The sequence below is a fragment of the Tissierella simiarum genome, assembly GCF_018917865.1.
Taxonomy (GTDB): Bacteria; Bacillota; Clostridia; order Tissierellales; family Tissierellaceae; genus Tissierella_C; species Tissierella_C simiarum.
In genome coordinates, this window is record NZ_JAHLPM010000007.1 from 110,041 (window position 1) to 122,766 (window position 12,726).

Sequence of the window (12,726 nt, forward strand, 5' to 3'; positions counted from 1 at the left end):
TAAAGCCCACAAATAGTGGGCTTATTTGTTTACAATTTTTGATAAATCACAAATCAGCAACATAGTATCGTATATTTTCTTTAATAGGCCTAATCTATTATCTCTTATATCTTCATCTTCCACCATGACCATTACATTGTCAAAAAATTTATCTACTGGTTCTCTTAGTACTACAAATTGATCTAAAGCTTTATCATATTCTTTTTTATTAATAAAACTTATGACCTTTTCTTCAATGTTGTTGAAAGTATCATAAAGATTTATCTCTTCTTCTTCTATAAATAAATCTCTCTTTACTTCATCAGTTATAGCTTTTTCAGCTAAATTAGATACTCTATTAAAGGCTGATAAGATTTCTGATAATCCATCTTTACTTAACCACTCATTTAATTTATCTGCTCTAATTCTCATGTCATAAATATCATCAGTCTTTGTACTAATCACTGCATCTATTATATCATATCTTATCCCCATATCCATGAACATATTTTTTATTCTTCCATTAAAGAATTCTGTTATTTCTAGCTTCACCTTGTTATAATCGAAAGCTAGCCCATTTTCTTCTACATATATATAGAGAGCAAATTCTATCAGTTCACTTAAAGATAGATTAAGTTTCTTATCTAGAATTATATTTATTATACCTAAAGCTTGCCTTCTTAACCCAAAAGGATCTTGAGAGCCAGTAGGTTGTATTCCTATAGCAAAGGAACCTGCTATAGAATCTAATTTATCCCCGATACTTAAAATAGCTCCAGCTGTAGTAGTTGGAAGTTCATCTCCAGAATATCTAGGTAAGTATTGTTCATAAATTGCTAAACTTACAATTTCATTTTCTCCTGATGTTTTTGCATACTCCATACCCATTTTTCCTTGAAGTTCTGTAAACTCGCTCACCATTTTAGTTACTAAATCTGCTTTAGAAAGATATCCTGCTCTATCTATATTATTCTCTGTATCTTCTCCTACTTCTAAATAACCACCAATTTTAGCAGCCAGTTTTTGAACTCTTTTTGTCTTATCATAAAGAGTTCCTAATTTTTCTTGGAAAACAATATTTTTTAAATCTTCTACATAAGAATCTAGAGGCACTTTAATATCCTCCATATAGAAAAATTTAGCATCTTCCAATCTAGCTCCTAGTACTTTTTCATTTCCTTTTATAACTGTATCAATAAAGTCCTCATTCCCATTTCTAACAGTTATAAAATACGGCAATAATCTTTTTTTATCATCTACCACGGGAAAAAACCTTAAATGTTCCTTCATAGGTGTAATAATTACATCTTTTGGCAAACTCAGATACTCTTCTTTTATTCTTCCAATTATAGGAGTAGGATACTCAACAATATTAGTTACTTCATCTAGTAATGTTTCATCAGGTAATAAATTCCCGCCTTTTTCTTTAGCTAATTTTTCAGATCTGTATTTAATCGTTTCTTTTCTTTTATTTTGATCTACTATAACATAATTATCTTTTAATAAATCAAAATATTCATCTACACAATTTATTTCAATTTTATTGCTTCCTAGAAATCTATGGCCTTTCGTTATGTTTGATGCTTTAATTCCTTCCAAATCAAAAGGTATTATCTCATCATCTAATAAGGAAACTATCCATCTTATTGGTCTAGCAAATCTAATATTTTTTCCTCCCCACTTCATAGATTTAGGAAAAGTAATAGATTTTATTAAATTAATCATATTAATATTTAATACTTCTTTAATATTTTTGCCATTTTTAATAATATTGGCATAAACATATTCCTCTCCATTATATTCTTGAATATAAGTATTATTTATTTTTATGTCTTTACCTTTCATAAATCCCAAAAGAGCTTTTGTTGGATTTCCATCATCATTAAAAGCTATTCTTTTAGCAGGCCCTTTTAGAGTTTCTTTTAAATCTGCTTGCTTATCTTCTAATCCTTCAGCTACCAATACTAACCTTCTAGGGGTGGAATATACATTAATTTCTTCATAAGTTACTCTCTCGTCTTTAAATATCTTAGCACAGTTATCCTTTAACTGTTGTAAAGCATCTCTAACGTATCTAGCAGGTAACTCTTCAACACCTATTTCTAACAAATATTTTTTAGTCATTATCCACGCCCTCCTTTTTTAATAGAGGATATCCCATATCTTTTCTTTGTTCAATATATTTTGCTGCTACTATTCTAGCTAAGTTTCTTACCCTTGCTATATAGTTTGTTCTTTCACTTACACTTATTGCTCCTCTTGCATCTAAAACATTAAAAACATGAGAGCATTTTAAAACATAATCATAGCTTGGTAAAACCAAATCATCTTCTAATATTTTTTTAACTTCCTCTTCATAGGTATTAAATAAACCTTTTAATATCTCTACGTCTGCTTTTTCAAAACTATATACTGAATGTTCATATTCTGCCTTATTAAATATGTCTCCATAAGTAATACCTTCACACCATTTTATATCAAAAATATTGTCAACATCTTGTAAGTACATGGCAATCCTTTCTAAACCATAAGTAAGCTCTGCTGATTCTAAGTCACAATTTATACTACCTACTTGTTGAAAATAAGTAAATTGGGTGATTTCCATTCCATCCAACCATACTTCCCATCCAAGTCCCCAAGCGCCTAGTGTAGGAGCTTCCCAATTGTCCTCAACAAATCTAATATCATGCTTAAGAGGGTCAATTCCAATAGCCCTTAGGCTGTCTAGGTATAGTTCCTGCACATCTTCTGGAGACGGTTTTAATATGACTTGAAGTTGATGATGTTGATATACACGGTGAGGATTTTCACCATATCTAGCATCTGCAGGTCTTCTTGAAGGCTCCATATATACTACCTTCCAAGGTTCCGGTCCAAGAGCTCTTAAAAATGTATGGGGATTCATAGTTCCTGCTCCCTTTTCTACATCATAAGGTTCTAATATTATACATCCTTTGCTTCCCCAATAATTGAGTAGTTTCAGCATTAAATCCTGAAAATACATAATTAAACCTCCTTATTTTACCATTTAATTAAAAAACAAAAAAAACCTTTACATCCCTATAGGGACGAAAGGTTACTTCCGCGGTTCCACCCTATTTAACACCTTTAAGGTATCCACTTTATAAAAATATACTCAGAAGTGCCTTTCATCAGCATAATTATATCTAGATTTCACCATCCTAGACTCTCTTTAATAATTAATATTGATTAGTTTCTTCATCATAGCATACTTATACAAATTATCTGTGACTACTAATTTAGCAAAAATTTATTTTATTGTCAATAGAGTAACTTTATTCTCCATCATCATCTTTATGAGTTTCATTATGAGTATTGTCTACAAAATCTTCATTTTTTTCTCTTTTCATTCCTTCTTTAAATTTTTCCACATTCTTTTCAATTAAATCATTAATTTCAATAATCTCTCCATTTTCTTTTTGGATTTCTAAGCTACATTTAGATAAAAGAGCTGTACTCATACCTATTAATGTTAAAGGAGCAGAGATTAGTGTTCCTATAGCTGCTGCAGTAACAGGTATATTCATAATAACATCTCCGTCTTTCTTTATAGTTATCTTTGTAACGTTACCTTTCTTAACTATCTCTTTTATTCTCTCAACTAATATTTCTCCTTTATTAGTAAAATTCTCTCCAAAAGACTTATTATTTTTATTCTCTAAAATAATTATTGCCTCTACTATATCACCATTAGCTTCTTCTAAAGCTTCTTTTGCTTCTTTAAAGCTCACACTTGTTCTAGCTACTATGGCATCAATTTTTTCTAATGTAATGTCCATATTAACAACCTCCATTATTCTCTAATGACTTCATTAAATTCAAGGAATTAAATTCTTTTCTATCTATATTGTATAATATATATTTTACCAAGATATCATGTAAATTAAACATGACATCTTTAGGAATATTGATTTGAATTATTTTATTTAATGGCGTATAAAGGAGTGTTTTCATCACTTCATACATATATTTATCCATTCTTTCACTATAGGGTTCCATTATGCTACAATTTGAACATATTATTCCACCCTCTTTGATACTAAACTTAATATTTGAAGTATCTTCATTTTTACAAACTACACATTTTTCAATATATGGTTTATAACCTAAAAAGGAAATAAATTTCAATTCATAAGATACAATAAATTTCAAAAAATCCTTGTCTAGTTTAGACAAAACTCTTAAGCCTTTTTCTAAAAGCAAAAATAATTTCTCATTTTCTTCCTCTTCAGGCGTTGATTTTTCAACTAATTCTAGCATATAATATCCATAAATAAGTTTTTCCATATTTTCCCTTATAGAATAAAAAGAATCTATAATATCCGCTTGTGTAATATAATAAAAATTTTTACCCTTATAAAAATCATACTCATTTAAAGAAAATGGCTGTGTATTAGCTATTAACTGACTTTTTGGTTTATAAGCACCCCTAGCCATAGCATGAATTCTTCCAAATTTCTTAGTATATATATTCAATATTTTACTAGTTTCTTTAAATCTAATTTCTTTTAACACAATTCCTTGAGTCTTTGACATAATAAACTCCTATCTTATTTATAGCCAAAATATCGAACCTTTCCTTCCTTTTCCCTCCAATTTTTCTCCACCTTAACCCAAATTTGAAGGTTTACTTTACTTCCTAACAAGCTTTCTATTTCTATCCTAGCATTTTGCCCTATTTCCTTTAACATTCTACCATTTTTTCCAATGACTATTCCTTTATGAGAATCTTTTTCACAATATATAGTAGCGAATACATCTATAATATCTTTATTTCCCCTTTCCTTTATTCCATCAATATCTACAAAAATACCATGAGGAACTTCTTCTTCTAAATTTATTAAAGCTTTTTCTCTAATAATTTCAGATATTATAAGTCTTTCTGGTTGATCTGTTATCATATCCTCTGGAAAATACTGAGGTCCTTCTGGGATTATTTTTTTTAATGTATCTATATATTTGTCTATGTTTAAATGATTTATAGCTGATATCGGAATAATTTCTTGAAACATTTCCATTTTATTGTACTTATCTATTAACTTCATAATTTCTTCATTATTTAACTTATCTGTTTTATTTATAAGTAAGACTATAGGTGTGCTAATATCCTTTATTTCTTTAATTATATAACTATCAAGAGCTCCAGTTTCCATACTATCATCAACCATAAAAGTAACTACATCTACTTCTTCTAAAGTACTCTTAGAAACTTTTAGCATATATTCACCCAATTTGTTTTTAGGCATTTGGATTCCTGGTGTATCTAAAAATACAATTTGAAAGTCATCTCCTGTATATACTAATTGAATCTTATTTCTAGTAGTCTGAGGTTTATCTGAAATTATGGATATCTTCTCTCCAATAACCTTATTTAAAAGTGTAGATTTTCCCACATTAGGTCTTCCTATAACTGTTACGAATCCTGATTTATACATTTTTTTCACTCCTATTTTCTAATTCTTGTAAGTTTTCTGGTCCAAAGCTATAAGGAAGTAATTCATCTAATTTATATTCTTTGTAATCATCTTCAGAATTAGCAATTATAACTAGAGCATCTTTACCAAACTCTCTAATAACTTGTCTGCACACTCCACATGGATAAGTAAAGTTCGCATCTCCTACTATAGCTATTGCTTTTACTTTTTGATGTCCTTCTGATATGGCTTTAAATATTGCTGTTCTTTCTGCACATATGGTAGGTGAGTAAGAAGAAATTTCTATATTACAGCCAGTAAATATTTCATCATCTTCTGTAAGCAACGCTGCCCCTACATGAAAGTTTGAATAAGGTACATAAGCCATTTTCTGTGCATCTAAAGCTTTTCTTATAAGTGCTTTTTTATCCATCTCATCACTCCCTATAATTATTCTATAGTTATATCTGGATTAATGTTTACAATTTGTATCCAAGTAACTCCAGAATTTAGAATTATTTCTTCCCCATTTTTATTATAATAATAGGTTTTTCCACTCCTTGACTTTTTTACCCAATTTATATCCATTCCCTTACCATTAGTTATATATTTACCTTTTCCTTCTCCAATTAAATCTAACTCCAGTCTTCCTTCTTTATCTATAGTCTTAGTCTTTACTTCCTGAATAATAATATTCTTGGCTATTATAGGAGATTTATCAAATTCATCTATATGGTTTTTTCCATCCTTCATTCTAGTATATATTTTTTCTTTTTCATCATAATTATAAATAGTATTGTTGTTTTTATTATAGTTTATAAAAATTTTATTGGCAGGATATCCGTCAATATCCTTATCTTCTTCATTAAATTTAAAACCTTTATAGTCTCCAGTAAGTTTATATCCCTTTTCTTTTTGAGTTTCTCTTATAACTTCCATACTGGTATAAAGATTATGAGGAGCTTTTTTATTAACAGATTTGTTTCTCCAGAAAACTTTAGGTGAGCTAGACAATCCATCAATATCTGCAACTTTTAAAGCAATTATGTCCTTTTTAGCTTGTGGACTCCCTCCTACTCTAACATAAATTGGATCATATTCTAAAAGAGTAGTTACAAAATATGATCTAGAACTTCTTATTGGTCCAATAGACTTTGGATTCTCTATTAAATATATACCCATATATCTAGTATAAGGAGGTTCTACCATAAATTCATATACAATTTCTGCTTGACTTAATCCAGACTGCCATCTAGCTCTTGGATGATTATCAAACATTATGGCTACGGGACGCCTATTAACTTTTTCCTCTAAAGCATATTTTCCACTTAATGGAGACGGCACTCCTTCTTTTTTCTCAACTGGTTTTTCAGTTTCTTCTTGTACAGTATCTTCCTCTTCTTCAATAATAGGTGGATTTTCTATTTCTTCTTTCCCACAGCTAGATAATAAAAATATACACAGAATTAATACTACAATAATTTTAACTTTTCCTTTCATGTTTGTCCTCCTTATCCTATAATTTGAAATACTAAGACGCCTATAATTATTCCTAGTGCTGCTCCAGATATTACCTCTAATAAAGAATGTATTCTCCCTTCTATTCTGCTCTCTCCAACTAAAATAGCTAACAAATATGACAAAGTAGATACTAACATATTCTTTCCTAGAAAAGCTATTATGGTGGCAATACAAAAAGAAATTGCAGCATGACCACTTACAGCTCCACCTTGAAAATGTGTTCCTCTCCCCCTATAAAATTTAGCTTTAAATCCAATGGTTAGTAATACAACTAAAATTAGAGCTACAAAAGTTAGATGAATTGATGAATTTTTAATCTTATATAGTATAAGATTTGTATATGGATTAAGTCTATCAAAAAACAACAAATAGCCCACAATAATCGAGTTAACAGCAGCAATTAAAACACCACCAGCAGCTACATCTTTAACTAATCGTGCCAAAGGATGAAATTCATCTACAATTAAGTCTATGGTCCTTTCTATGGCAGTATTAAACATTTCTGCTACAATAACTAAAGCAATAGAAAAAAGAAGGATTAGAAACTCCATTCGAGAAAAATCAAAAAATAAGCTTACAGCTATAACTAATATAGCTATAATAAAATGAATTTTCATATTTTTTTCTGTTTTTAAGGCTACTATAATTCCAGATACGGCATAGTTAAAACTTTCAATAATATTTCTTGCCTTCATTAACTTTACTCCCCTTTGCAATCTTTAAACACTCCTAATATTCTCATTACTTCCTTTTCCTTCTCTCTCATTACTGCTTTCTCTTTTTCTTCTATATGATCATAACCCATTAAATGAAACATACTATGAGCCGTTAAATATGCTATTTCTCTAAATAAAGAATGTCCATAATTTTCTGATTGCTCTAAAGCTTTTTCTGCAGATATAATTATATCTCCTAATAGTGGAATAGGCACTATTAAGTCTTCATCTATAGGAAAAGACAATACATCCGTTTCTTTATCTACATCTCTATATTTTTTATTCAATTCCTTAATTTCTTCATTATCCACAAAAGAAAGACTTATTTCATAATCTAAAGTTTTTCCTTCTAATAATAAGCTTTCTTTAGCTACTTTTTCTATAATCTCATAGATTTCTTCTTCGATTTCTATTTTATTCTGTCTATTATCAATATAAATTTCCATTTAACTTTCTTCCTTTCCATTCGCTTCCAGTGTAGGGTATTCTATCCTATCATGAAATATTCCTATTAAAACTTTAATAAAAGAATTAATTATTATGTTTATTTCTTTTAAAGTCACATCACATTCATCTAGCTGGCCATCATCCAATTTTCCTTTAACTACTTTCTTTACCATCTCTTCAATTTTCTCTTTAGTAGGTCCTTTAATTGATCTTACTGCTGCTTCTGTAGAATCTGCTAACATAACTAGAGCTGCTTCTTTAGTTTGAGGTTTTTTCCCTTTATACCTAAATTCATTTATATCTATATCCATATCCTTATTAAGCTCCCTAGCTTTGTGATAAAAATAAACTACTGCGGTATTTCCATGATGCTGCTCTATTATATCTAAAATTTCAGTTGGAAGTTTATGTTCTTTTCCTAACGCTATTCCATCTAAAGTATGACTAGTTATGATTTGAGTACTCTGCATTGGCTGTAGTTTATCATGAGGATTGTCCATTCCAAATTGATTTTCTTTGAAATAATAAGGTCTTTTGGTTTTTCCAATATCATGATAATAAGATCCAACTCTAACTATCAATGGATTAGCATCTATGGCTTCTGCTGCAGCTTCGCTTAAATTTCCTACTAATACACTATGATGATAAGTGCCTGGGGCTTCTAATAAAAGTTTTTTAAGCAATGGTTGATTTGGATTTGATAATTCCAACAATTTTAATGGAGTTAGTATCGCAAAAGTATTTTCCCAAATAGGTAAAGTTCCAATGGTTAAAATTCCACAAATCATACCATTTAATAAGCTATAACCTCCTTTAGTTAAGATATCTCCTATTTCTATACCTTTGATTAAAGTAAAAGATATTAAAGTTAATATGTTTATAAATCCTATTAACAATCCATTAATCAATATATTATATCTCTGTTGTTGTTTTATAACCATTAAAGCTCCTATACTGCCTCCTACAAGGAACATTGCAATTATACTAGTATCTAATTTCAAAACAAATCCTAATATAAAAGAAATAAACAAGTTTACCATTAAAGCAAGTCTTGGATCAATAAGTATAGATACTAATAAAGCACCTGTTGAAACTGGCATTATATAAGGAGATAAATTATATAACCCTTCAGATATAAGTATTGTTAATAATATAATAATTAAAAAGATTAGAAACTGATTATTAAACAATATTTGTCTATTAAAATAATAGATATAACCTAACATTATACTAAGAATTAGAAGTAATAAGAGTATAACCCCTATTATCAAAGATGTTTTATACTCTTTATCATTTTTTAATAAACCTGATTCCTTAATTAACTCTAAAGTATGTTGATCTATTTTATCTCCTTTTCTTGCTATTACCTGATGTTCTTTTATGATAACAGGTTCAATCTTACCTGCTTCCTCTTCTTTTTTTCTTTCAGTTGCTTCAATATCTATAAACTTATTTGGTTGAATTGTGGCATTAAACAAAGCTAGTCCTAATTTCTTTTCTTCTTCAGTAATTTTTAGTGTTTCAAATATATTTTTTATATTTTCCTTCTCATAGTCCAGTTCATCTTCTCTAATTCCATTTCCCATAATCTGATTAATTAAATCTATGATAGTATTTTCAAAAGAATTTAAACCTTTGTAATCCATTCTCAAGGCAATATAAAGTTCTTTTTGAGATAGCTCTATCTGAGACTGCTCTTTTAATAAAGCTACCTTTTTATTAAAACTTATATTATCTTGAGATTTTAAATCTCTTACTATATCTAAGAAATCTTTTATGGTATTTTTCATAGTCATTTGAACTGACGGAGTTATTCTATACTTTGGCTCCACCCTATCCACAGCTTCTTTCTTAAGTTTATTTGTGGCAATTTCATCTATTATCTCTTTGGTAGCTCTTATTTCGTCTGGAGCTATATCTCCTAGTTTAATATTTAGCTTATTGGTTTCTACTTTGTGAATAGTTATAAAAAAAAGGATTGCCGTAAAGCATACAAGCAATAACCCATTAAAATATCTTTTATTCTTTATTAAAGAAAATTTACTCCTTTGATTATCTTTGTTTTTTCTATTGTCTTTTTCCATGGGAGTACCCCCTTATGGTTTTTATCCTTTTTTCTTTTCAAATTTGTCGTAAGCTTCAATTATTTTTTGTACTAATGGATGTCTAACTATATCATATTTTGATAAATATACAAGTTCAATACCATTTACATCTACAAGAATTTCACTTACTGTCTTTAGTCCCGATTGTTTCCCTTTAGGTAAATCAATTTGGGTTATATCACCAGTTACAATAGCTTTCGAACCAAATCCTAATCTTGTCAAAAACATTTTCATTTGTTCATTAGTAGTATTTTGAGCCTCATCTAAAATTACATAAGCAGAATCTAATGTTCTTCCTCTCATATAAGCTAAAGGAGCCACTTCAATAATACCTTTTTCCATATATTTCACATAAGTGTCAAAACCTAATATGTCAAACAGCGCATCATAAACAGGCCTCAAATATGGATCTACCTTTTCTTGCAAATCTCCCGGTAAGAAACCTAAACTTTCTCCAGCTTCAACAGCAGGTCTAGTAAGTATTATTCTATTTACTTCCTTATTTTTAAGGGCATTTACAGCCATAGCCATAGCTAAATAAGTTTTACCAGTACCTGCAGGTCCAATTCCAAAAACTATATCATTATTCCTTATAGAATCTAAATATCTTTTTTGACCTAATGTTTTAGGTTTTATACTTTTCCCAGAAGCTGTTATACATATAACTTCCTCTAATAATTCTTTTATTTTATCTTCTTTTCCTTGAAGAATCAATTGAATTGTATATCTTAATTCCTGTTTTGTTAATCTTTTATTACTTCTTATGATATCTATTAATCTGTAAATAAGCTTTTCTCCTAAAAGAGCAGATGTAGAGTCACCAACAATTCTTATTTCACCTTCCCTTATTAAAAGATTAATATTTAGCTCATTTCTAATTATATTTATATTTTCATCAAATTCTCCAAATATTTCAGATATTATCTGATTATCGTCAATAGATATTCTTCTTTCTTCAATATTGTTTGTCAAATTCAATCCTCCCTGTTATTAATTATTTGTTTTTTACCTATATCTTCAATGGTTTCTATTATAACCTGAGTTTTTAATATATTATCTTCTATGAAATATTTTACATCTTTAGATACTATCTGCACATCATCTGGTAATTCTTTATTTATTTCTTGTGTAGCTCGTATTTGGGATGATTTTTTTAAGAAATCGAGATTTTGTTTTACTTCTTTTATCTCAACTTCCCTAAATTCATAGGTCACTATTTTTATTGGAATATCTATATTAAATTTATCTAAATTAATTATCTTCTTTTCATTTATAACTTCAATATAGTCTTTATAAGGAACATCACCTTTTATAAATTGAATTCCTTTATCCTTTACTTTTAGACCTCTTTCTTTATATACTTCTCCCGTTTCTTCTTCTATTTTCTTGATTATTGATTCTTCAACTATATGTGAATATCTAGTTAAAGCTAAAACTTTTCCCTCTGAATGTACTAAAAATCCATTCTCATTATCTTCTTCTGTATTTATAATACCTGTAATTAATAATTGTCCTTCTTTTACTACATCTCCTTTTTTAACTACACTTTTTCCATTCTTAGCTACTACTTTCATAATTACCCCTTTCTTTTTAGCCACAATATGGCAAGGGTAATCTTTGTTTACTTCTTCTGGAGGTAAATCTTGTTCTTTAATTTCTATAGTAAGTTTAGTGCCCTTTATGTCTACAGACAAAAATGAAAAATAATCAAAATTTTCTAATAAAATTTGTCTGGTTTTTTCTTTATCAATACTATATTTTATTTTTCCAATACTAATATTATGGTCTTTTAATGTCTTAATAATTTCTTCTTGCGCCGTTTGTTCGTTTCCTAATATTTCAATTTTCCATATGAAAGAGGTTAATAAAATAACAACTCCCCAAAACATTAAAAAACCTAAACCTAGCATTTTTCTTTTTTTAAGAGTCTGTAAAATAAAAGGAAAACCTTTTTTATCCACTATTTCTACTCTACAACCTACTTTTTTTACAAGACTTTTTAATGCTTTAAAACCTTTAGTAGTAGCTTTCATCTCAATTACAGTATGATCTATTCTTTTTACATCCCATAAATAGACATTATTAGATGCAGCTAAATTTAACAACCTTTCTAAAGTTAAACCTTCAACTTTAATAATAACATATCCTTTTAAATAATTCCATATTTTTATAGCTAGCATAATAACACTCCCTAGCTGATTATTTCAATCTTTTCAATGATACCAACTATCATTATTTCTTCTGATAGTATAGTCTTTATTTCCATTTCTTCTCCTGTAACCTTTATAACTCCAGAATTAGTATTTACCCTTATAATTTCTTTTGTATATTCTATAATTCCTTTATGATTTGACAAGTTAAGCTGAATGTTTCCTATCATGGTTATCTTAGGTAAATCCATTACTATATCCTTTGGCAATTCTAAAGCTTCGGAAAGATTGTATTTAACATTATCCACTGATTTTTTCACTTTAAGCCCTCCTCTATAACAATTTTATGCCTATGTAGTTAAGAGTATTACAA

13 protein-coding genes and 1 other annotated feature are annotated in these 12,726 nt (G+C 28.7%); all 13 genes read right to left on the reverse strand.

The window, feature by feature from the left end; all coding sequences use genetic code 11:
- Positions 1–21: 21 nt before the first annotated feature.
- Positions 22–2,103, reverse strand: coding sequence for a glycine--tRNA ligase subunit beta (gene glyS / locus KQI42_RS09525; RefSeq protein ID WP_216519197.1), 2,082 nt, complete (start codon positions 2,101–2,103; stop codon positions 22–24).
- Complete coding sequence (glyQ, locus tag KQI42_RS09530) at positions 2,096–2,983, reverse strand: glycine--tRNA ligase subunit alpha (RefSeq protein WP_216519199.1); 888 nt, start codon at positions 2,981–2,983, stop codon at positions 2,096–2,098. Before glyQ ends, glyS begins: the two co-directional genes overlap by 8 nt.
- Positions 2,984–3,040: 57 nt before the next feature.
- Positions 3,041–3,214, reverse strand: a binding site (T-box leader).
- Between the two features lie 61 nt (positions 3,215–3,275).
- Positions 3,276–3,779: a DUF4342 domain-containing protein gene (locus tag KQI42_RS09535; RefSeq protein ID WP_216519201.1), complete on the reverse strand. Its 504-nt coding sequence runs from the start codon at positions 3,777–3,779 to the stop codon at positions 3,276–3,278.
- Between the two features lies 1 nt (position 3,780).
- Complete coding sequence (recO, locus tag KQI42_RS09540) at positions 3,781–4,536, reverse strand: DNA repair protein RecO (RefSeq protein WP_246566337.1); 756 nt, start codon at positions 4,534–4,536, stop codon at positions 3,781–3,783.
- 14 nt (positions 4,537–4,550) lie between these two features.
- Positions 4,551–5,435 (reverse strand): GTPase Era, encoded by an 885-nt coding sequence (era, locus tag KQI42_RS09545; protein WP_216519203.1) that lies wholly within the window; start codon positions 5,433–5,435, stop codon positions 4,551–4,553.
- The gene (locus KQI42_RS09550) at positions 5,428–5,847 is read right to left on the reverse strand and encodes a cytidine deaminase (RefSeq protein ID WP_216519205.1); all 420 of its coding nucleotides are present in this window, start codon (positions 5,845–5,847) and stop codon (positions 5,428–5,430) included. Before KQI42_RS09550 ends, era begins: the two co-directional genes overlap by 8 nt.
- A 17-nt stretch (positions 5,848–5,864) precedes the next feature.
- Entirely contained in the window at positions 5,865–6,914 is a 1,050-nt protein-coding gene (locus tag KQI42_RS09555) for a DUF3048 domain-containing protein (protein WP_216519207.1), read from the reverse strand.
- Positions 6,915–6,925: 11 nt separating this feature from the next.
- The gene (locus KQI42_RS09560) at positions 6,926–7,630 is read right to left on the reverse strand and encodes a diacylglycerol kinase (protein WP_216519209.1); all 705 of its coding nucleotides are present in this window, start codon (positions 7,628–7,630) and stop codon (positions 6,926–6,928) included.
- A gap of 5 nt (positions 7,631–7,635) precedes the next feature.
- Positions 7,636–8,097, reverse strand: coding sequence for an rRNA maturation RNase YbeY (gene ybeY / locus KQI42_RS09565; protein ID WP_216519211.1), 462 nt, complete (start codon positions 8,095–8,097; stop codon positions 7,636–7,638).
- Complete coding sequence (locus KQI42_RS09570) at positions 8,098–10,182, reverse strand: HD family phosphohydrolase (protein WP_216519213.1); 2,085 nt, start codon at positions 10,180–10,182, stop codon at positions 8,098–8,100.
- Positions 10,183–10,203: 21 nt separating this feature from the next.
- Complete coding sequence (locus KQI42_RS09575) at positions 10,204–11,175, reverse strand: PhoH family protein (protein ID WP_216519215.1); 972 nt, start codon at positions 11,173–11,175, stop codon at positions 10,204–10,206.
- Positions 11,176–11,177: 2 nt separating this feature from the next.
- Complete coding sequence (gene yqfD, locus KQI42_RS09580; protein ID WP_216519218.1) at positions 11,178–12,383, reverse strand: sporulation protein YqfD; 1,206 nt, start codon at positions 12,381–12,383, stop codon at positions 11,178–11,180.
- Between the two features lie 11 nt (positions 12,384–12,394).
- On the reverse strand, positions 12,395–12,673 hold the full coding sequence (gene yqfC / locus KQI42_RS09585) for a sporulation protein YqfC (protein ID WP_216519220.1): 279 nt from the start codon (positions 12,671–12,673) through the stop codon (positions 12,395–12,397).
- Positions 12,674–12,726: the final 53 nt, after the last annotated feature.